This is a genomic window from Arthrobacter sp. GQ119, from assembly GCF_059759125.1.
Genome location: NZ_JCAXEA010000001.1, coordinates 378,490 through 399,076, shown reverse-complemented (window position 1 = coordinate 399,076; position 20,587 = coordinate 378,490). Strand labels below are relative to the sequence as shown.

Here is a 20,587-nt window from a genome sequence, read left to right as displayed (position 1 = left end):
GCTGGTTGGGGGCCGGATCCGCGCCTTACGCTGACACCGTCCTATTCAGCGTTGTCCTTCCAGGGGGTCTCCAGTGCCGCAATTCAGCTTTGCCAAAACCAGTCCCAAAGTGGTGTGCCTTTCCGTTGCCCTTGTCCTCGGGACGGGGGCCGCGACCGCCGCCTATGCGGTGTCAACGTCTGCAGGCGGTGAGATCAACGCCTGTTACAGCAAGAACAACGGAGGCCAGGTCCGGATTCTTTCCGCTGGCGCCACCTGTGACACCAAGAAGGAGACGCCCATCTCCTGGAATATCCAGGGCATCCAGGGTGAGACCGGGGCGACCGGCGAGACCGGGGCCCAGGGTGAGAAGGGTGACACCGGGGCGATCGGCGAGACCGGGGCCCAGGGTATCCCGGGTATCCAGGGTGAGAAGGGTGACACGGGGGCGACCGGCGAGACCGGAGCGCAGGGAATCCAGGGGGAGAAGGGCGACACGGGGGCGACCGGCGAGACCGGAGCGCAGGGAATCCAAGGGGAGACCGGGGCGATCGGCGAGACCGGAGCGCAGGGAATCCAAGGGGAGACCGGGGCGACCGGCGAAACTGGCGCCCAGGGTATCCAGGGGGAGAAGGGCGATACCGGCGAGACCGGAGCGCAGGGCATTCAAGGCGAGGCCGGGGCGCAGGGCATCCAGGGGGAGAAGGGCGACACCGGGGTGATCGGCGAGACAGGGGCGCAGGGCATCCAAGGCGAGAAGGGCGACACCGGAGCAACCGGTGCGACGGGCGCCGTCGGTCCCGTTGGTGCCACAGGCGCCACGGGGGCTACAGGAGCCACGGGTGCCGCCGCCTCCACGAGTGTTTCTGTGGTGACGGTGACCGGTACGGGCACTACCGTCTCAGCGCTGTGCCCCACCGGCAAGGTCGCTATGGGCGGCGGCTACAGCGCCTTGCTGACGGGCTCCAGCAACCAGGTAACAGCGAGCCGGCCGGCCACTGCCGGGCTGCAGACAGGTTGGTCTGTGACCCAGACCAGGGACGTGTCCATCACCGTCCACGTCACCTGCATCCAGTAGTTCCATCCCTGCTGCGCCACCGCTTGTGGCGGTTCCCATCCCGGCTAATCCATTCGGTCGGAACCGCCACAAGTGATGCAACAAAGCACGGACACTACTCGAGGCGGCGCTGCCGGGTCTCGGGGGCGAAGAACATCATCCACAGCACGGCCAGCAGGACCAGGCCGCCGGCGAGGGCAAATGACGTTGCCAGGCCCAGCTCCGGCCAGAAGTAGTTGGCGAAGATCAGCGGCCCGAAGCCGGCGCCCAGCCGGGAGAACGTGGACGCCCAGCCGAAGCCCGAACCCCTGAGCTCGGTGGGGTAGACCTCGGAAACGTAGGTGTAGAGGACCGGGATGGCCACCTGCACGATGAAGCCGAAGACCAGCAGCCAGACTACGGCCGCCGTCGGAATGTCCACCACGAAGGCCACGATCACCAGGGTCAGCGCTGACAGCGGGCCGGTGATCGCCAGCAGCCATTTGCGGCCCATCCGTTCCACCAGCAGCGCGGCCGCCACCACCCCAAGAAGCCCGACGGCGGCCATGCCCGCCGTCGTCAGGAACGCCTTGTACTCGGCGAAACCGGCGCCGATCAGGATCCGCGGCATCCAGGTCAGGGAGAGGTAGTAGACGAGGAGGATGCTGAAGAACAGGCCCCAGGTTGCAGCCGTGATCTTCCAGTTGAATGCCCAGACGCCGCGCAGTTGCTGCCAGGCGCTGCCTGCCGACAGCCGGGGGACTGCCTGCGGATCCGGCAGGCTGTAGGCGCGCGGCTCCGCACCGGTGGCCTGGACAAGGTCGTCGATGACCTTGGCCGCCTCCTCGCGTCGGCCCTTCCGGATAAGGAAGAGCGGCGATTCGGGTACGCTGCGGCGCACCCAGAAGACGAGGAGGGCCGGCAGCACCATCACCATCATGGTCAGCCGCCAGTCCGCGAAGGCCGCCACCAGTCCGGCCGAGACAAAACCGCACAGTGCGGCGCCCACCGGCCACCAGCCGTCCATGGCGGTCAGGACCCTGCCACGCTGCCGGCGCGGCGTGAATTCACCCACCAGCGCATAATCCACGGGGATGCAGCCGCCCAGGCCGAAGCCGGCCATGAAGCGGAAGAGGCAGAACCAGATGAAGTCGGGGGAGAACGCCCCGAGAACGGTGAAGAGCGAGAAGATCAGCAGCGTGGCGGTGAACGCCTTCTTGCGCCCAATCGTGTCGGCGATGGTGCCCCAGACAAACGCACCGAGGGCCATGCCGATCAGGTTGGCCGTCCCGATCCAGCCTGCCTCGCCCGGCGTGAGCTGCCAGTGCGACGACAGCAGCGGGATCAGAATGCCGTTCAGGGTCACGTCCCAGGCATCGAACATGAACCCCAGACCGCCGATCAGGAAGATCCGGCCCTGCACCCTCCAACGCCACGGCAGTTCCTGGACCACCTGTTCACCGCTGGGCACAGTGGTGAAAATGTTCATCTCGCCTCCTGTTCTAAACCTTACGTTGCGCTGCGCGGCAAGCATGCCGCGTTCACACTCGGGCGGGCAGGAAAGCGATCCCCCGTGACGCGATAAACTGGCCGTATCCCCACCAACCGCGGCATGCCGCCGCGCGATTACGACGGAGACTTTTGTGACCCTGACGCAGCTTGACCGTGTTCCCATCCGCCGAGCCCTGATCTCGGTCTACGACAAGACCGGTCTGGAGGAGCTGGCCAAGGGCCTGCACGCCGCAGGTGTCAGGATCGTCTCCACCGGCTCCACCGCCAAGAAGATTGCCGACGCCGGCATCCCCGTCCAGGAAGTCGAGGAGGTCACGGGCTCGCCGGAAATGCTGGACGGCCGCGTCAAGACCCTGCATCCGCGCGTCCACGGCGGCATCCTCGCCGATCGCCGGGTTCCGGCCCACATGGAAACCCTCGCCAAAATGGAGATCGAGGCGTTCGACCTTGTCGTGGTGAACCTGTACCCGTTCGTGGAGACCGTCAAGTCCGGCGCCGCGCAGGACGACGTCGTGGAGCAGATCGACATCGGGGGCCCCGCCATGGTGCGCTCCGCCGCGAAGAACCACGCCGCCGTCGCCATTGTGGTGGATCCGCAGTTCTACGGCAACGTTGTCCGCGCCGCGGCAGAGGGCGGCTTCGACCTGAAGACCCGCCAGCGCCTCGCGGCCAAGGCATTCGCCCACACCGCCACCTACGACAACGCCGTGGCCACCTGGACCGCCAGCCAGTTCCTGGACGAGGACGGCGACGGGGTCATCGACTGGCCCGCCTACGCCGGGCTCGCGCTGGAACGCTCCGAAGTGCTCCGCTACGGCGAAAACCCGCACCAGCAGGCCGCGCTTTACGTGGACAAGGCAGCCCCCGCAGGTATCGCCCAGGCCGACCAGCTCCACGGCAAGGCCATGAGCTACAACAACTTCGTGGACGCCGACGCCGCCCTCCGCGCCGCGTTCGACTTCGCCGAGCCGGCTGTTGCCATCATCAAGCACGCCAACCCGTGCGGCGTCGCCGTCGGCTCCGCGGACGCCGCAGACCCGATCGCGGACGCCCACGCCAAGGCACACGCCTGCGACCCTGTCTCCGCTTTCGGCGGCGTCATCGCGGCCAACCGCACCGTCACGGCCGGCATGGCCCGCACCGTGGCCGGTATCTTCACTGAGGTTGTCATCGCCCCCGGCTTCGAGCCGGAAGCCGTGGAGGTCCTCTCCAAGAAGAAGAACATCCGTCTGCTGGCGCTGCCCGAGGGCTACGGCCGCTACCCGGCCGAAATCCGCCAGGTCTCCGGCGGCGTGCTCGTCCAGATCACCGACAAGGTGGACGCCGACGGCGACAGCCCCGCCAACTGGACCCTCGCCGCCGGCGAAGCCGCCGACGACGCCATGCTGGCCGACCTCGCCTTCGCCTGGACCGCCTGCCGCGCCGCAAAATCCAACGCCATTCTGCTCGCCGCGGACGGCGCCGCCGTGGGCATCGGCATGGGCCAGGTCAACCGTCTCGACTCCTGCAAGCTTGCCGTCGAGCGCGCCAACACCCTTGGCGTGACTGTGGAGTCCGAAGTGGACGGTGCCGGCGGCGCGTCCAATGTCGGAACCGCCGGCGCCCCCGAGCGTGCACGCGGCGCCGTGGCAGCCTCCGATGCGTTCTTCCCGTTCGCCGACGGCCTGCAGATCCTGATCGACGCCGGCGTCCGCGCCGTGGTCCAGCCCGGCGGTTCAGTCCGGGACGAGGAAGTCATCGCGGCAGCCAACGAGGCCGGCATCACGATGTACTTCACCGGAGCGCGCCACTTCTTCCACTAGTCCCCACGCCGACGGCGGCTGCCCCCTCAAGGGGACAGCCGCCGTCGGGCTTTCATGGGCTTAGTCGTCCCCGGGTTCCCGGTCAGGTTCCTCCCCGGGGGAGGGGAGCAGGATCTCCCGCGGTGTCGCCTCAGCCATGCGCTCCGGCGTCCAGTACGCCAGGATATCCTCCGGCGACTGGCTGACGTCCGAGCTGCTTACCGGGTCCTCCCCGGGCGGCGGTCCGTCCTTAGCTGGCGGCTGCTGCACGGTTATAGACCCGCTCGATGACAGAACCCCAGTACGGGGAGTACATCGCGGTGGAGCGGCTGCCGTAGCCATAGCTGTTGACCGAGTTCTGGAAGCCCAAGGGGCCGTCCGTGCTCTCAGCGAGGAACCAGGGACCGCCGGAGGAACCGCCGGTCATGTCGCAGGGAATGCCTTGCGTGTTGAACTGCGGGTTGACGGCATCATTGCCCGCCTTCCCGTAGCAACTGACGAGTGTCTTGCCGGTGAACGGGGACGCCGCCGGGTAGCCGAACGCCTTGTACGTCAGCCCTCGCGACTGGTTGAACACGACGCCCGTGGCACCGACCACGTCGGCAAGCTTCCGGCCGTCAAGCTCGGCAACCACCGCGAAGCCGGTGTCGTACTGGATGTTGCCGTCGGTGCTCCATTCCTTGGGCGCATAGAGCGTCTTGGCCGCCCATTTGCCGTACGGAGCCGCCCCGTCCTTGTAGGCCGGCACAAAAATGAAGTTCGTGGCGAAGGCACCCGGCCCCTGGTTGAGGCAGTGCCCCGCAGTGGAGACGGTGCTCTTGTTGCCGGCGGCCACTGAGTTGCCGGAGCAGACGTAGTTGGCGCCGCCCAGGGTAAAGAAGACCTTGCCGATGTGGCTCACGGGCAGTTCGTCTTTGTGCAGAGCGCTTGTCTTGCCTTTACGGGATGTGCCGGCGATCTTGGTCAGGGAACCCTGCTCGCCGAGGCCTGCGAGGCCATTGCCGTCGAGCTGCTGGGGACTGTTGAGCTGCTGGGGACCGTTGACCTGCCAGGGAACGATGACCTGCCGGGCGACGGCCATCGCTGCGAGGACATCACCGGGAACGGCGGACCGCATGCGCTCGGGCGTCCAGTAACTCGCCGCGGCTGACGCGGTGAGCGTCGCGCTGGCGATCTGCGGCTGCACGGGATCCTGCGCCTTTGCAGGAGAAGCCGTTGCGCCGCCGGCCGCGGAGAGCGTCAGCAGCAAACCCGCGGAGAGGCTCACGAGGCTAGTGGCCAGAGACTTGTTGCTCGTCATGGTGGTCCTACCTATCGGTGGGCGCCGTAGCAGCGCACCTGTGGAGAATTGAGGCTACCCGGACATGACAAGCTTTGTAAAAGTCGTTTGAAGTTATGTGTTCCAGGTAGGGGTAGCGCCTTCTGCCCCTGCCGCAGGGCATACCGGCTGCATTCAGCCGGTGAGGCGGTTTTCTGTCATGAGCTAAAGATAGGGGGTACGCGGCGCCGGGGACAATGGGCACACCTCGGGCCCCGATAATCGCTGGATTCCGTCACCGAAGTGATACAGCCCACCTTGGTGGGGCTCTGCAGGATGACCTCGGGTAAGTTAAAGGTTGGTGAAATAGACCGGATTCCACATACAGCCGACCTCCAGGGAGACGCCCGAGCATGGCCAAAATTATCTATACCCACACCGACGAAGCGCCGATGCTGGCTACATATTCGTTCCTGCCGATCGTCGAGGCATTCGCGTCGACCGCAGGTGTGCAGGTGGAGACCCGCGACATTTCGCTGGCCGGCCGCATCATCGCCGTGTTCGGCGACTACCTCACTGAAGAACAGCAGATCGGTGACGCCCTGGCTGAGCTCGGTGAACTGGCAAAGAAGCCGGAAGCCAACATCATCAAACTTCCCAACATCAGCGCTTCCGTGCCGCAGTTGAAAGCTGCCATTGCCGAACTGCAGGCCCAGGGGTACAAGCTGCCGGATTACCCGGACAACCCCTCCTCCGATGAAGAGACGAGCATTCGCTCGCGCTACGACAAGATCAAGGGCTCCGCCGTGAACCCGGTCCTGCGCGAAGGCAACTCGGACCGCCGCGCGCCGCTGTCCGTCAAGAACTACGCCCGCCAGAACCCGCACTCCATGGGTGCCTGGACTCCGGACTCCAAGACCAACGTGGCACACATGGAAGCCGACGACTTCCGCTCCAACGAAAAGTCCGTGGTGATCCCGGCCGACGGCACCATCGAGATTCAGCTGGTCCGCGAAGACGGTACGGTCAAGGTCCTTAAGAAGGCGTTCCCGGTCCTGGCCGGCGAAGTGATCGACGGGACCGTGCTGCGCGCTGCCGCCCTTGACGAGTTCCTTGCCGCCCAGGTTGCACGTGCCAAGGAGGAGGGCGTCCTCTTCTCGGCACACCTGAAGGCCACCATGATGAAGGTCTCGGACCCGATCATCTTCGGCCACGTGGTCAAGGCCTACTTCTCCGAGCTGTTCGACACCTACGGCAAGCAGCTCGCCGCCGCCGGCATCAGCCCCAATAACGGCCTCGCCGCCATCCTCAATGGCCTCGAAGAGCTCCCCGAGGACGTCCGCGAAGGCGTGCAGGCGGCCATCGCGAAGGGCCTTGAAGAAGGGCCCGCCCTTGCCATGGTCGACTCCGACAAGGGCATCACCAGCCTGCACGTCCCCAGCGACATCATTGTTGACGCTTCCATGCCGGCGATGATCCGCACCTCCGGCCACATGTGGGGGCCGGACGGCAAGGAAGCGGACACCCTGGCAGTTCTCCCGGACAGCTCCTACGCCGGCATCTACCAGGTAGTGATCGATGACTGCCGCGCCAACGGCGCCTTCGACCCCACCACCATGGGCACTGTACCGAACGTGGGCCTCATGGCGCAGGCGGCGGAGGAGTACGGCAGCCACGACAAGACGTTCGAAATCCAGGCCCCCGGCAAGGTCCAGATCGTGGACGCCTCCGGAACGGTCCTGGTCGAACACGAAGTTGGCCCCGGCGACATCTGGCGCGCCTGCCAAACCAAGGACCTGCCCATCCGTGACTGGGTCAAGCTGGCTGTCAACCGCGCCCGCGCCTCGCAGACGCCTGCCGTCTTCTGGCTGGACGAGACCCGCGCGCACGACGCGAAGCTCATCGAGAAGGTCCGGGAATACCTGCAGGAGCACGACACTGAGGGCCTGCAGATCGAGATCATGTCGCCGGTGAAGGCCACAGCCTTCACCCTCGAGCGCATCCGCAGGGGAGAAGACACCATCTCCGTGACCGGCAACGTGCTCCGCGACTACCTGACCGACCTGTTCCCGATCCTCGAACTCGGCACCAGCGCCAAGATGCTCTCCATCGTTCCACTGATCAACGGCGGCGGTCTGTTCGAGACCGGCGCCGGTGGCTCCGCACCGAAGCACGTTCAGCAGCTCCTCAAGGAGAACCACCTCCGTTGGGACAGCCTCGGCGAATTCCTCGCCCTGGCCGTCAGTTTCGAGCACTTGGCCAACACTGAGGACAACGCCCGGGCGCAGGTTTTGGCTGACACTCTGGACCGGGCCACGGGCACGTTCCTGCTGGAGGACAAGTCCCCGAAGCGCAAGGTCGGCGAGCTCGACAACCGCGGCAGCCACTTCTACCTGGCGCTGTACTGGGCGCAGGAACTGGCCAAGCAGACGGAGGACTCAGATCTGGCAGCGTCCTTCTCAGCGGTCGCTGAAGCTCTGGGCTCCAACGAGGACGCCATCGTGTCCGAACTCCTGGCTGTCCAGGGTTCACCGGCCGACATCGGCGGCTACTACCGCCCCGACGCCGAAAAGGCTGCGGCTGTCATGCGGCCGTCTGCGACGCTGAACAAGGTTGTCGCGAGCCTGGGCTAAGACCAAGCAAGCGCCCCGCCACTCGTTTGAGTGGCGGGGCGCTTCTTCGTTAACTCTCAGCATTCACGTTCAGCGGGGCGGAAGGCGGCGCCGACCAGTGCGGCCCTTACCGCTCCGGGGTTTCGTCCCGCCTGGTGTTGCCCAGCCTGGGTTCGTTGCGGGGTTCGCCCTCCTCAGTGTCTCCGTAGGGGGCGTCGACGGCCATGTCCGGATCCGCATCCACCGGCCTCTCGGTGGCGGCGGCATCGTACGCGTCGCCTGACTCGTACGTCCGGCCCGGCGTCGCATCCATTCCGGGCCCGGCAGCGTAGCCCGTGGCGTCATCTGCCGCCGAGGGGGCTGTGCCGATGGTTTCGTCGCTCGCGTCCGCGGTGCCTGACGTGCCGGCACCGTAGCCGCCCAACCCTGCACCTGCTCCAGCAGCCCCAAGTCCTGCACCTGCTCCGGCGGCACCGGCCATGCCAGCGGTCCCGGTGGCCCCTCGCTGGTCGTCCACCTCGCCGTCGTGGACGCTCTCACGCCATGCGCCGGTTTCCGAACCCTGGCTCTCGATGAACTTCTTGAACTTCTTCAGGTCTGAAGCAACCTGGCGGGAGTCAAGACCAACGGCAGCGCCCATTTTCTCCATCGCGGACTCGGGCTCCCAAGTGAGTTCGACGTTCACCTTCGTCTGCTCCGGCCCCAAGGACTCGAACCAGACGGTTCCGGCGTTGCGTGGCTCATTCAGGCTTTCCCAGGTGACACGCTGGTCAGGTTCCTGAACAGTGATCTGGGCGTCGTACTGACGTTTGACGCCGGCGATGCTCGTTTCGAAATGAACGGTGGTGTCATCGAGCTGGCGCACCGAGTCGACGCCGCTCATGAAATGTGGGAAGTCCTCAAACTGGGTCCATTGATTGTAGGCCGTGCTGACGGGCACATCGACTTCGATGGATTCCTGCACAGTTGCCATGCGTAGTTCACTCCTTCAGCGAGCGGGCTGTCGCCCGCGGTTCTGATTGCTGCATGTTGGGTGGAACACCTCCAACGTAGTCCGAAGCGCCGGGCAATTGAAGAGAGCTGCGGCTGCCGCCAACGAAGACGGCTGATCCGGCCTTGAACTCGGGTCGCAAGGGGCCTTTGCCGAGAGTGCTAAGACAGTAAGGACTCTTTAGTCCTTGTCTTTTGCCGATCCTTTGGCGTCGTCGTTGTCCTCGTCCGCGTTGTCCTTTCCGGGATTCCCCCGGGCAGTGTCACCGGAGACGCGAGCCGGCGCGGGGGCCACAACCGCCGGCGTCGTGGCCGAGGCGGGGTTGGCAGCTTTCGCAGCTGCCGCCGCCTCGGCCTTCTTGACAGCCACCGCTGCCGTAAGGTCGGCACGGACTGCGTCGACGGCCACGGTGATGCTCTGGTGGCGCTTGAACGAAACATGGCCGTCCGCGGCGGCGGCATCCAGTTCGGCCGCCAGCTGCTCCAGCGACGTGAGTGCGCCGGCGGGATCACCGCCCGCCGCTGCTCCGGTGACGGCGAGGACGCGCTGCTGAAGCTGCACCGCGGCGTCGGCCTTGAGTTCGGGAGCGGCACCGCCGCAGCCCGTCAGGCCCAAGGCAAGCACGCCGCCCGCGAAGGCAACCGCCGCCCGCCGCCGCAGGGCAGGCGGCAGGCGGAGCGGGCCGTGCACCGTCACGGTTCCACGCTCTTTTGCAGCTCCAGGAGGTGATCGCCCAAGGTGCCGGTCACCGTGGGGTAAGTCACGACGTCGGGCGTTCCAGGTGCAGTGACTGCGAGGGTTACCGCCAACACTCCGGCGGCCACGGCAGCCGCAGCGACAGAGGACGCCAGCCAGGCGCGTCGGCTGCGCCGGGGGCGGGCGGCAGGGCGGACGCGGTCCTGCGTAGCCGTGGCGTGACCGCTGTCCGCGAGAACGGACGGGGGCCGGGCCGGCAGGGCGGGGAGGGCACGGGTGTGCTCCCCGGCAACGTTCCCGGGGACACCTTCCGGTGAAACCAGCGCCTGGCGCAGGGCGATCTCCAGGTCCGGGGCACTCGGCCGGTCCAGCGGTTCGAAAGCCGTCATGGACGTCAGGAGTTCTTGCCACTCAGCCGGCAGGTCTCCGGGAATCTCAGGCGCACGGTGCAGCCGTGCCACCGCCGATTCCACGGCACTGCCTGGATATTCCAAGGTTCCCTTGATGCATTCCAGCAGCACGAGGCCCAAAGAGTAGATGTCCGTGGCGGGCGAGAGCGGTGAGCCCATCGCCTGTTCGGGGCTGAGGTATGCCGCCGTCCCCACCATGGTGCCTGTGGCAGTCAGCCGCGTACCGTCGGCGATCCGGGCGATGCCGAAGTCTGTGAGCTTGGGCCGCAGCGGCTCCCCGGGACGCACCTGGACGAGGAGGATGTTGGCAGGTTTGATGTCCCGGTGGATGATGCCAAGACCATGGACGTAGGCCAAGGCGTCGGCGATCCCGGCGCCGATCACGGCGAGTTCGTCGAGCGGAACCCGGCTGTGGCGCAGCCGGCCGCGAAGGTCCTGGCCCTCCACGAGTTCCATGGTGAGAAACGGTCTCGGCTGGTCAGGCACACGCGTGTCCACGCCGGCGTCGAACAGTGTCACGAGGCTTGGGTGGTTGAGCGTCGCGAGGAGCCTGATTTCGGCTTCCTGCCGCTTGAGCTCGTCAGCGTCTGCAGCTTGCGGAGCGAAGAGCTTCAGCGCCACGTCCCGCCCGAGGTTTTCGTCGCGGGCCGTATAGACCGATGACATTCCTCCGCGGCCTATTACTTCTCCGAGCCTGTAGCGCCCGTCCAGTACATCGGTCACGCTGCCGGGCGAATCTTCCAATACTTTGCCGTCCTTATCCGCCAGTGGGTCCCGTTAAGGGTAATACGGGAGCGGGGCGGCGGACGCCGCGCAGGTTGTGCCCGGAATCCGGGGGTTGGAAGCACAGCCCGGCCGGCGGTCCGGCTTCCGCTGGTCTTCTGACCATCCGAAGCCGGACCACCGGCAATGGGTCCGTGATGTTCATCTGGGCCCGCCCCGGGCGGGCCCAGACCGCTATTTATGCCTTCTTCCTCCGGATGACCATCAGCATCCCAACGGCCAGGAGGGCGAGGGCGAGTGGCAACAGGCCCCCGTCTGCTCCGGTGTTTGCCAGGGACTGAGCGCCGCTGGGCGTCTGGCCTGCGGCCAGGGCCGCCATCGGGGCGTTGGCCGCAACGGAGCCGTTCGTCGTCACAGCACCTGCAGGCAGAACCACGATCCCGCTTCCGTCAGAGCCCGCACCGGTAGCAGAGCCGCCGGTGGTGCCGTCCGTGCCGGTGCCTTGGCCGCCGGTGGCGTCGTCCGTACCCGAGCCCGCGCCGCCGCCGTCCGTGCCGGTGCCTTGGCCGCCAGTGGGGTCGTCCGTACCTGAACCCGTGCCGCCGGTGGGGTCGTCCGTACCCGAACCCGTGCCGTCCGTGGGGTCGGATCCGCTTCCGGAACCATCACCCGGGTCCGTTGCCGGTGGTGTGGTCCCCGTTCCGGTGCCAGTCCCGAGGTCGATGCCCAAGTCGATGCCCAAACCAACAGAGGGATCCGTTCCCGTCCCCAGACCGATAATGACGGCGCCAGCAGCGGCCGGGCCGCCGTCCCCGAGCAGCCCTGATTCCCCAAGGCTGACGTCGATCACGGCGTCGGCGGTGGTGCCGTTGCCTGTGGCGTTGCCGAGGTTCACACCAACGACAGCGTCGGCAGTCGTGCCGTTGCCCGTTGCGGTTCCGATGTTGCCGAGATTGACGTCCACCAGGGCGTCGGCGGTGGTGCCGGTGCCTGCAGCGTTGCCCAGGTTCACGTCGACCACAGCGTCGGCGGTGGTGCCGGTGCCTGTGGCGTTGCCGAGGTTCACACCAACGACAGCGTCGGCAGTGGTGCCGGTGCCCGTTGCGGTTCCGGTGTTGCCGAGATTGACGTCGACGAGGGCGTCGGCGGTGGTGCCGGTGCCTGCAGCCTTGCCGAGGTTCACGTCAACGACGGCATCGGCAGTGGTGCCGGTGCCCAGGTTGACGTCGACGAGGGCGTCGGCGGTGGTGCCGGTGCCCGTTGCCGTTCCGGTGTTGCCGAGGTTGACGTCCACCAGGGCGTCGGCAGTGGTGCCGGTGCCTACAGCGTTGCCGAGGTTCACGTCAACGACGGCGTCGGCGGTGGTGCCGTTGCCTGTGGCGTTGCCGAGGTTGACGTCGACCATAGCGTCGGCGGTGGTGCCGTTGCCTGTGGCGGTTCCGGTGTTGCCGAGGTTCACGTCGACCACAGCGTCGGCGGTGGTGCCGGTGCCTACGGTGTTGCCGAGGTTGACGTCGACCATAGCGTCGGCGGTGGTGCCGTTGCCTGTGGCGGTTCCGGTGTTGCCGAGGTTGACGTCGACCATAGCGTCGGCGGTGGTGCCGTTGCCTGTGGCGGTTCCGGTGTTGCCGAGGTTCACGTCGACCACAGCGTCGGCAGTCGTGCCGGTGCCTACGGTGTTGCCGAGGTTGACGTCGACCATAGCGTCGGCGGTGGTGCCGTTGCCTGTGGCGGTTCCGGTGTTGCCGAGGTTGACGTCGACCACAGCGTCGGCAGTCGTGCCGTTACCCGTTGCGGTTCCGGTGTTGCCGAGGTTGACGTCGACCACAGCGTCGGCGGTGGTGCCGGTGCCTACGGCGTTGCCGAGATTCACATCGACGACTGCGTCGGCGGTGGTGCCGGTGCCTGTTGGCGCCGCTGTGGTGTTGCCGAGGTTCACGTCGACCACAGCGTCGGCGGTGGTGCCGGTGCCGGTTGCGGCGTTGCCGAGGTTCACGTCGACCACAGCGTCGGCGGTGGTGCCGGTGCCGGTTGCGGCGTTGCCGAGGTTAACGTCAGCGACAGCCGCGATTTGGGAAGACCCCGACGTCGTTGGACCACCCAGCAGGCCCAACGACGTCGAAGCAATGACGTCCGCCGAAACGGACTCGGATCCGGCGGCAACAGTGCCGGTGACGGTTGTGTCCGCGTTAGCCGCGGTGGCGCCGAGGGCTAAAAGCCCTCCGGCAAAGAGGGTGCCCAGAAGGCCCCTGCGAAGGTTCTGATGCATTTTGATGTCTCCTGAAGAGTTGTTGTCGGGCGCTCAAGGCGGCCCGAAATCGGCCATGTTTCTGCACAAGGAATGGCAGAGCAGGCCCAACTAGTCAGGCGAGGAGCCGGGGTCGATAGCCACCGGTGAGGGGATGTGCTGAGGCGGACCGCTGGCAGGCACACGGCCCGCGGGCGGAAGGAAGTCGAACGGACTGGTCAGCCAGGCGGCTGACGGTGAGGGCCCGCCGGGAGACTGGCCGTTGCCCGATCCGGAGCCAGCGGGCGGAGCCGGGAGCGGGGCAGCCGCCGGGTCCGCCTCGCCACCGGAAGGCGTCCCTTCTCCTGCGGACATGCCGGGAGGAGACTGCGCAGCACCCAACGGTTCCAATGAAGGGAAGGCAGCAGCGTGGAACAAGGGCCTGAGCCCAGAGATGCCAGCGGCCACGGGAACCGGGACAGGGGAATGCGCAGTGGAAACACGGGCACTGTCAGCGCTTTCCGAGGAAGCGGGTCCCGGGACTGCCGGGAGCGGTAGAACGCCGTCGGACTTCTGCGACGGGGTGAGTGCCTGAACGACGTCCACAACGGGAGCAATGGCTGGTGCCGCGAGCGGCGGCGCCCCTTCGAGGACATCCGCAATGGATTCGAGGTGTGGTTCCAACGCAGGTGCCGCTTCCGTCACCGGCCGCACAACAGTTCCTGCCACCTTCTCCGCGATGCCGCTGACTGCCGTGTCCGCCAAAGTGGTCACGGGCGCAGTGAGGAGCGACGCAGTGTCAGCCGGGAGCACGTTGACCGGGGCCAGGGTGTCTGCGGCCGCCTGAAGCGGGGGAGCGAGCTCATTCGCGAGCGAGGGTATGGCCCGGGGTGCCGCTTCAGGAGCGGAACGTACCGGCGCAGGCTGTGGAATCGGGGCAGAACCGGGTGCGGGAGCAGCCAAAGCACGCGTGTGCCTGGCAGGCGCTTCCGCCACGGAATGAATGGTTTTCTGTGCCGTTTGAGCGACGCGGGCAGCCTTGGATTCGCTGTTGAGTGACGAAGTCGCCGCAGAAGAGATTCCGCCGAGTAGGGAGTCCTGCCCCTGCTGGGTGCTGGCATCGGCGGCCGGCGCCGCGAAGGAAAGCCAGGCCACGGCTGCCGCGCCCGCAATGAGCACTGGACGCAAGGGGCGCAGAGCGGACCACGACAATGCACTGCTGGCCATGCTCGACACCCCCCGGTCTGCGAACACTCTGACGATCTTTTACAGCCTATGCCTCCTTGAAAGGCAGAGTCCAGAGCCAAATGTATAAAAATCCATCGAATCGACAGTCCCGCGCCGGAGCAGAGCGCTGTCAGCGGGCATCGTTTGGGTAGCTGACGCCCAGCTGCGCCCGGACGCCGTCGAAAAGCCGCATGGTGTTCAACGAATCTTCCAGCGGCATGACCGGGCTTTCCGTCAAACCCTGTTGGACGCACCGCGTCACCTCGCGAAGCTCGTAGGTGTAGCCCAGGCCGGCTATGTCGAAGTGCTCTGTGCGAAGCGGTTCGCGGCCGATTCCGATAACAAGCTGCTTGGGGTTATTAATGGAGCCGAGCGTTTGAAGATAGCCCAGGCTTCCGGCCACGGTGGCGGCGCGGGGACCGTAAGCCAGGAGAGACGAGGTCAGCTGTGCCTGTGCCCCGTGGTGGTACTCCAGCGTCAGGGCGTTCTGTGCGTCCACGCCGTCCTCATTAAGTGTGCCCGTGGCACTGACGGCATGTGGGAATCCCAGTGTTCCCAGAGCCCACAGCAGGGGGTAGACGGTCAGGTCGAGGAGCGCCCCGCCGCCGTCCTTGACGGCCCATAGGCGCGCGGTGGGCGAGTACGGTGCCGGGAATCCGAGATCCGCGGTGACCCACTGTACGGTTCCAAGTTCGCCGGAGCATGCGATTTCAAACGCCCGCTGCATGCTGGGAAGGAAACGGCTCCAGACGGCTTCCATCAGGAACAGCTTCTTTTCACGGGCGACGGCTATGAGCTCGGCGGCCTCGCTGGCATTGATGGTGAAGGCCTTTTCGCACAGGACGTGCTTTCCCGCATTGAGGGCAGCGAGCACCATCTGGTGATGCTGGGCGTGAGGTGTGGCCACGTACACGATGTCCACCGCGTCGTCGGCGAGGAGCCGCTGGTAGCCCTGCTGGCCGCCGTCGTCCCCATATGCCGTGGAGAAGCCGAACTCCGCGGCAAAGGCCTCCGCTGCCTCCTGCCGGCGCGAACTGACCGCGTACAGCTCGGCGTCAGCGAGGAGAGCCAGGTCCCGGGAGACGAGTGACGCGATCCGGCCGGTGGCGATCACTCCCCAGCGCAACGCAGCACCGGTAGCGGCGCGAGGATCCTGGTTGGACTGGCTGAAAAGCCACGGCGTGGCGATGGGCGAAGTCATGACGCCATCCTCTCACCGCGCGCAGGAGCGTTGTGGCATTACGCGCAGGAGCAGCGGGAGGGTTGGGGTTCGGGCAGCGGGAAGTGCGGGAGGGCTTGCGCCGACCCGCACTTGCCGCCCGGGACCTACACCCCCGCGGCCGCCATCCCTGAGGCTGCACCCGCACGGGCACGGGCGGGCTCCTCGGCCAGCTTGCCTTGCTGCAGCCTGAAGCGCCTGTCGGTCTTGTTGGCGAGATGCCGGTCGTGCGTGACCACGAGAATGGTGGTGTCGTGATCCGTGCTGAGCGAACTCAGGAGCTCGATGATGTGCTCGCCGGTCTGCTCGTCAAGGTTGCCGGTGGGCTCATCGGCAAGGATCAGTTTGGGTTCGTTGGCCAGCGCCCGGGCGATGGCAACGCGCTGCTGCTCGCCGCCGGAGAGACGGTTGATCCGGCGGACGTGCTTCTCCGCGTCGAGCTGCACCTGCTGGAGGAGCTCGCGTGCCCGCTGCTCCCGAACAGCCTTCCGAACGCCGGCGAACTCCATCGGGAGCATCACATTGTCCAGCGCCGACAGGTTGGGGATCAGGTTGAACTGCTGGAACACGAAGCCGATGTCCCGGCGCCGGTACTCTGTCAGCTTGCCATCGGGCATCCCCGCCAGGCTGACGCCGTTGACGACGACGTCTCCGCTGGTGGGTTTGTCCAGCGCACCGAGAAGGGACAACAGGGTGCTCTTGCCGCTGCCGCTCTTCCCGACGATGGAGGCCAGCGTCCCCTGTTCCAGTTCGAAGCTGACGCCGTTGACCGGCCTGATGGTGCGGTCTCCGGTTTTGAACGTGCGGACGAGGTTCTTAACTTCAATCATGGCTATTCTCCTCGGAGGACTTCGATGGGACGGATTCGGGCGGTGAGCAGGGCCGGGACCAGAGCCCCGATGATGGCGACGCCGAACACCGCCGCGATGCCGGCGGCGATCACGTCCGGGGAAGCGCTCGCGGTGACGGAGGTCAGGAGCTGGGAGGCGCCGCCCAACGGGCCCCCGCCGGGGAAACCTCCCGCTGCACCGCGAAGCCCGGGGGCTGCTGCCGGCGTCGTGCTGGTGCTTGAACTGACGAGCGCACTGGCGATCCCGCCGCTGGCAAACGAGGCGATGGCCGCGCCCACTGCACTGCCCAGCGCCACCAGGACCAGCGCCTCCAGGACGAACTGGAGGCCAATGGTGCGGTTGGGGGCACCGATGGCTTTCAGCACTCCGATTTCGCGGCGGCGCTCGCGGACCAGCATCACCATGATCAGAAGGATGATCAGGCCGGCGGTTCCGAGGGCGGCCACGAAGGCGATGAAGGAAATGTTCCGCACGCTGTCCAGCGAACTGACAGCAGTCTCCAGGTTCTGGGGCTGGGTGACGTCCGCCTTATCCGCGCCGAGGGTGGCCTGGAGGTCGCTCTTGGCCGTGTCAACGTTCTCCATGCTGTTGACGGTAACAATCATGGTGGAGAGTTCACCGGGCAGTGCAGCCAGCGTTTGGGCCTGCGGGAGCGTGATGTAAAGGGCGTTGTTGCCGAATGCCGTCCCGGCGTCAAACAGACCGGAAACGGTAAAAGTCTGCTCATTGATGACGAATCTGGATCCCACCGTCAAGTCGTTCTTTTCCGCCAGGGTAGTGCCCAGCAGCGCCTGGGTGGACGCAGCCGCGTAGTCACCCAGCCCGGTTCCCGCCGTGATCTTCAAAGGCACCCCGGTGCTGTCCACCTCTGCTCCGGTGCCGGTGGCGGTAATAGGCAAGGCGAAGGCGCGTGCCGCCTGGTTTCCGGTGGTTCCGGTCTCCTGGTTTCGATTACCGAGGGTCCCGGCTTCGATCGCTGGCAAGAGGCTTGTTGTCATTGTGGTGGTGGCTGCACCGCCAAACCCTGCACCCGGTCCGCCCGTCTGGCCTGCCGCCGCCTGTGCGGCAGCTTCGGTGGCGTTGCGCAGCCGCAGCGTTTGGGTTCCGACGACGGCGGTCACGTTGGGGACGGCGGCTGCCGTCGCGGCCTGCTCCGAGGTCAGCGGCTCGCCGCCGCCCTCGAAGCCCTGGCCGCCCGCGGGGTTGACGGTGAGCACAGTCCCCACCGACGCATTCAGCTCCTGGACCTTGGCGCCGACCGCCTGGTTGGCCACCAGCATCGCCAGTGCCAGTCCGATTGCTACGGCAAGAACGGCCACGACGGCTGCCGTCCTGACCTTGTTTCTGAAGGCATTGCCTACACTCCGTGCGAGGACGCTCACTGTACTCCTTGGGTCGCTTGCCGGCTGACGTGCCGGCTTCACATCCACCCTCGTTCGGGCGGCTGTGCAGGAAACGGGTCCAGGCTGTGTTTGCGCTGTGAAGCAGGGAAAGCGAAAAGTGAGGGAGGGGCGGGTCAGAACCGGCAGGAAGTGCGGAAGGGGCGGGGTGGGACGTCAAGAGCCCCGGCCCTCCTTTGCGGGGGAGCCGGGGCTCTTGGGTGGAGCGTTTGGTGTTACGCCGTCGGTGCGGCTACTTGGTGATCGGTCCGAGTACCGGATCGTCCACGTAGGCCGTCTTGACGTTCTCCTGGGTCACGATGACCGGCTCCAGCAGGTAGGCCGGAACGGTCTTGACCTTGTTGTTGTAGGACTTGTCGTCGTTGATCTCAGGCGTCTTGCCTGCCTGGATGTCCTTGACCATGACGATCGCGTGCTCAACGAGCTTGCGGGTGTCCTTGTTGATGGTGGAGTACTGCTCCCCGGCCATGATGGACTTGACCGACTCAACCTCGGAGTCCTGGCCGGTGATGACAGGCAGCGGCTTGCCGGCACCCTTCACGGCGGTCAGGACAGCGCGGGCCAGGGTGTCGTTCGGGGACAGCACGCCGTCCAGCGACGCGCTGCCGTAGCTGCCGGTCAGCAGGGTGTCGGCGCGGCGCTGGGCGTTTTCTGCTTTCCAGCCCTGCGTGACGGCCTGCCCGAACGATGTCTGGCCGGACAGCACCTTGAGGGTGCCGTCATCGATCTTCGGCTGGAGCACGCTCATGGCGCCGTCGAAGAAGACCTTCGCGTTGGCGTCGTCAGGGGAGCCGGCGAAGAGCTCGATGTTGTACGGGCCCTGCGGCTTCTTCTTCTGCATGCCTTCGAGGAGTGCCTGGCCCTGCAGTTCACCGACCTTGAAGTTGTCGTAGGCCACGTAGTAGTCCACGTTCTCGGTGTTCAGCAGCAGGCGGTCGTACGCGATGATGGTCGCGCCGGCGTCCTTGGCCTGCTTCAGCTGGGTGCCGAGCTGGGCACCGTCGATCGCGCCGACGACGATGACCTTGGCGCCCTTGGTGATCATGGCACTGATCTGGTTCTGCTGTTCGGAGACGCCGCCGTTGGCGAACTGGACGTCCGGCTTGAAACCGGCTTCCGTGAGCCCGTCGTTGAACAGCTTTTCCGCCAGGACCCAGTTCTCGCTGGTCTTCTGTGGGAGCGCGACGCCGATCGAGGAGTCCTTGGGGAAAGCCTCGCCGCCTGCGGTGCCACCACCCGTTGTGCCGGTGTCGGAACGGCCGCAGGCTGTCAGCGCCAGTGCCGCAATGGCAGCGACTGCTGCCGCCTTTCCTGCTTTACCAATCATTCGCATTGCTTGGTTCACTTTCTATAGGGGTGGGAAATGCGTCCGGGGAGCGATCAGTGCTCAGGCTTCCCGGGCGATGGTTTCTTTGGTCGAGGTCACTTCGTCGGGCTGAAGCGGCGTTCCACCGCTGGGGCGGTTGAAGTTCTGGGTCAGCATGCCGATGATGGACCGCTTGCCCTGGCTCTTGTTGTAGACGTCGAAGGCCACGGCGATCAGCAGGACCAGGCCCTTGATGATCTGGGTGAGGTCTGCGCCGACGCCGAGGAGCTGCAGGCCGTTGTTCAGCACAGCCATCACGAGGCCACCGACGATCGAACCGATAACCGTGCCCACGCCGCCGGTCACTGCCGCGCCGCCGATGAACACAGCCGCGATGGCGTCGAGTTCCCAGCCAACGCCGTCGAACGGGCCGGAGGCGGTGGAACGGCCGACGAAGATCATGCCGGCGAGGCCGGCCAGGACGGACATGTTCATCATGACCAGGAAGTTGACCTTCTTGGACTGGACACCGGAGAGCTCGGCTGCGTGGCGGTTGCCGCCCACCGCGTAGACGTGGCGGCCGACGACGGTCTTGGAGGAGATGAACCCGTAGATCAGGACCAGCACGGCAAGGATGAGGCCGGGGATCGGGAAGGACGTTCCCGGGCGGCCCGTGGCGAACAGGTACGTCGCGTAGAGGATGGCACCGCCGACCAGTACGAGCTTGGTAACGGCCACCCACGCCTCGGGGACTTCTGCGCCGAGCGCCTTGGCGGTGCGCCGGGCCCGGAGTTCGCTGAAGACCACGAATGCGACGCCCAGCAGGCCAAGCAGCAGGGTCAGGTTGTTGAAGCCGGTGTTCGGACCGACCTCCGGAAGATAGCCGGAACCGATGTACTGGAAGTCGGCGGGGACCGGGATGGTGTTGGATTTGCCGACGAACTGGTTGAAACCCCGGAACAGGAGCATGCCCGCAAGCGTCACGATGAATGCGGGTATCCCTACATACGCCGTCCAGAACCCTTGCCAGGCGCCAATTAGGATTCCCAGGCCAAGTCCGAGCAGAATACCCGCATACCACGGGATTCCCCAGTCACGGATGGCCAGCGCAACGGTGACGCCTACGAACGCCGCGACGGAGCCGACTGATAGGTCGATGTGGCCGGCGATGATCACCAGCACCATGCCGATGGCCAGGATGAGGATGTAGGAGTTGCCGTTGAAGAGGTTGATGACGTTGCCTGGAGTGAGTGTGCGGCCGTCGGTAGCGAATTGGAAGAAGATGATCAGTGCAACCAGGGCGAAGATCATGCCGAATTGGCGGGTGTTGCCGCCAAAGAGCTTCTTGAGCGCGTTCAT

16 protein-coding genes are annotated in these 20,587 nt (G+C 66.1%); 3 read left to right on the top strand and 13 right to left on the bottom strand.

Features of this window, described 5'->3' with window-relative positions; all coding sequences use genetic code 11:
- Positions 1 to 73: 73 nt before the first annotated feature.
- A complete protein-coding gene (locus tag AC6CH3_RS01775) occupies positions 74 to 1,057 on the top strand; it encodes a hypothetical protein (RefSeq protein ID WP_498130795.1) in 984 nt (327 codons plus the stop codon).
- A gap of 94 nt (positions 1,058 to 1,151) precedes the next feature.
- Here AC6CH3_RS01775 and AC6CH3_RS01770 read toward each other — a convergent pair whose 3' ends face one another.
- A complete protein-coding gene (locus AC6CH3_RS01770; protein WP_498130794.1) occupies positions 1,152 to 2,504 on the bottom strand; it encodes an MFS transporter in 1,353 nt (450 codons plus the stop codon).
- Between the two features lie 154 nt (positions 2,505 to 2,658).
- Between AC6CH3_RS01770 and purH the strand changes: the two genes are divergently transcribed.
- Complete coding sequence (gene purH, locus AC6CH3_RS01765) at positions 2,659 to 4,329, top strand: bifunctional phosphoribosylaminoimidazolecarboxamide formyltransferase/IMP cyclohydrolase (RefSeq protein ID WP_498130793.1); 1,671 nt, start codon at positions 2,659 to 2,661, stop codon at positions 4,327 to 4,329.
- Between the two features lie 60 nt (positions 4,330 to 4,389).
- Here purH and AC6CH3_RS01760 read toward each other — a convergent pair whose 3' ends face one another.
- Together AC6CH3_RS01760 and AC6CH3_RS01755 are read right to left on the bottom strand one after the other, a co-directional pair.
- Positions 4,390 to 4,578, bottom strand: coding sequence for a hypothetical protein (locus AC6CH3_RS01760; protein ID WP_498130792.1), 189 nt, complete (start codon positions 4,576 to 4,578; stop codon positions 4,390 to 4,392).
- A complete protein-coding gene (locus AC6CH3_RS01755) occupies positions 4,559 to 5,608 on the bottom strand; it encodes a trypsin-like serine peptidase (protein WP_498130791.1) in 1,050 nt (349 codons plus the stop codon). The genes AC6CH3_RS01760 and AC6CH3_RS01755 overlap by 20 nt, the downstream gene beginning before the upstream one ends.
- A 371-nt stretch (positions 5,609 to 5,979) precedes the next feature.
- Between AC6CH3_RS01755 and AC6CH3_RS01750 the strand changes: the two genes are divergently transcribed.
- Positions 5,980 to 8,199 (top strand): NADP-dependent isocitrate dehydrogenase, encoded by a 2,220-nt coding sequence (locus tag AC6CH3_RS01750; protein WP_498130790.1) that lies wholly within the window; start codon positions 5,980 to 5,982, stop codon positions 8,197 to 8,199.
- 106 nt (positions 8,200 to 8,305) lie between these two features.
- Here AC6CH3_RS01750 and AC6CH3_RS01745 read toward each other — a convergent pair whose 3' ends face one another.
- The 10 genes from AC6CH3_RS01745 to mmsB form a co-directional block, all read right to left on the bottom strand.
- Positions 8,306 to 9,151: an SRPBCC family protein gene (locus AC6CH3_RS01745; RefSeq protein WP_498130789.1), complete on the bottom strand. Its 846-nt coding sequence runs from the start codon at positions 9,149 to 9,151 to the stop codon at positions 8,306 to 8,308.
- A 198-nt stretch (positions 9,152 to 9,349) separates the two neighbouring features.
- Positions 9,350 to 9,865 (bottom strand): mucin-associated surface protein, encoded by a 516-nt coding sequence (locus tag AC6CH3_RS01740; protein ID WP_498130788.1) that lies wholly within the window; start codon positions 9,863 to 9,865, stop codon positions 9,350 to 9,352.
- Complete coding sequence (locus AC6CH3_RS01735) at positions 9,862 to 10,941, bottom strand: serine/threonine-protein kinase (protein WP_498130838.1); 1,080 nt, start codon at positions 10,939 to 10,941, stop codon at positions 9,862 to 9,864. The genes AC6CH3_RS01740 and AC6CH3_RS01735 overlap by 4 nt, the downstream gene beginning before the upstream one ends.
- A 295-nt stretch (positions 10,942 to 11,236) precedes the next feature.
- Positions 11,237 to 13,267: a beta strand repeat-containing protein gene (locus AC6CH3_RS01730; protein WP_498130787.1), complete on the bottom strand. Its 2,031-nt coding sequence runs from the start codon at positions 13,265 to 13,267 to the stop codon at positions 11,237 to 11,239.
- 90 nt (positions 13,268 to 13,357) lie between these two features.
- Positions 13,358 to 14,452, bottom strand: coding sequence for a hypothetical protein (locus AC6CH3_RS01725; protein ID WP_498130786.1), 1,095 nt, complete (start codon positions 14,450 to 14,452; stop codon positions 13,358 to 13,360).
- Positions 14,453 to 14,582: 130 nt separating this feature from the next.
- A complete protein-coding gene (locus tag AC6CH3_RS01720; protein ID WP_498130785.1) occupies positions 14,583 to 15,653 on the bottom strand; it encodes a Gfo/Idh/MocA family protein in 1,071 nt (356 codons plus the stop codon).
- Between the two features lie 125 nt (positions 15,654 to 15,778).
- Positions 15,779 to 16,501 (bottom strand): ABC transporter ATP-binding protein, encoded by a 723-nt coding sequence (locus tag AC6CH3_RS01715; protein ID WP_498130784.1) that lies wholly within the window; start codon positions 16,499 to 16,501, stop codon positions 15,779 to 15,781.
- A gap of 2 nt (positions 16,502 to 16,503) precedes the next feature.
- Positions 16,504 to 17,904, bottom strand: coding sequence for an ABC transporter permease (locus tag AC6CH3_RS01710; RefSeq protein WP_498130783.1), 1,401 nt, complete (start codon positions 17,902 to 17,904; stop codon positions 16,504 to 16,506).
- Between the two features lie 250 nt (positions 17,905 to 18,154).
- Positions 18,155 to 19,255, bottom strand: a complete 1,101-nt coding sequence (locus tag AC6CH3_RS01705; protein WP_498130782.1) for a substrate-binding domain-containing protein — start codon at positions 19,253 to 19,255, stop codon at positions 18,155 to 18,157.
- Between the two features lie 54 nt (positions 19,256 to 19,309).
- Entirely contained in the window at positions 19,310 to 20,587 is a 1,278-nt protein-coding gene (mmsB, locus tag AC6CH3_RS01700) for a multiple monosaccharide ABC transporter permease (protein ID WP_498130781.1), read from the bottom strand.

Coding starts and splice junctions, on each gene's coding strand:
- AC6CH3_RS01770 (WP_498130794.1), bottom strand. CDS start 2,504: ATGAACATTTTCACCACTGTGCCCAGCGGTGAACAGGTGGTCCAGGAA.
- AC6CH3_RS01715 (WP_498130784.1), bottom strand. CDS start 16,501: ATGATTGAAGTTAAGAACCTCGTCCGCACGTTCAAAACCGGAGACCGC.
- mmsB (WP_498130781.1), bottom strand. CDS start 20,587: ATGAACGCGCTCAAGAAGCTCTTTGGCGGCAACACCCGCCAATTCGGC.
- AC6CH3_RS01745 (WP_498130789.1), bottom strand. CDS start 9,151: ATGGCAACTGTGCAGGAATCCATCGAAGTCGATGTGCCCGTCAGCACG.
- AC6CH3_RS01750 (WP_498130790.1), top strand. CDS start 5,980: ATGGCCAAAATTATCTATACCCACACCGACGAAGCGCCGATGCTGGCT.
- AC6CH3_RS01725 (WP_498130786.1), bottom strand. CDS start 14,452: ATGGCCAGCAGTGCATTGTCGTGGTCCGCTCTGCGCCCCTTGCGTCCA.
- AC6CH3_RS01755 (WP_498130791.1), bottom strand. CDS start 5,608: ATGACGAGCAACAAGTCTCTGGCCACTAGCCTCGTGAGCCTCTCCGCG.
- AC6CH3_RS01705 (WP_498130782.1), bottom strand. CDS start 19,255: ATGCGAATGATTGGTAAAGCAGGAAAGGCGGCAGCAGTCGCTGCCATT.
- AC6CH3_RS01735 (WP_498130838.1), bottom strand. CDS start 10,941: ATGTCATCGGTCTATACGGCCCGCGACGAAAACCTCGGGCGGGACGTG.
- AC6CH3_RS01730 (WP_498130787.1), bottom strand. CDS start 13,267: ATGCATCAGAACCTTCGCAGGGGCCTTCTGGGCACCCTCTTTGCCGGA.
- AC6CH3_RS01720 (WP_498130785.1), bottom strand. CDS start 15,653: ATGACTTCGCCCATCGCCACGCCGTGGCTTTTCAGCCAGTCCAACCAG.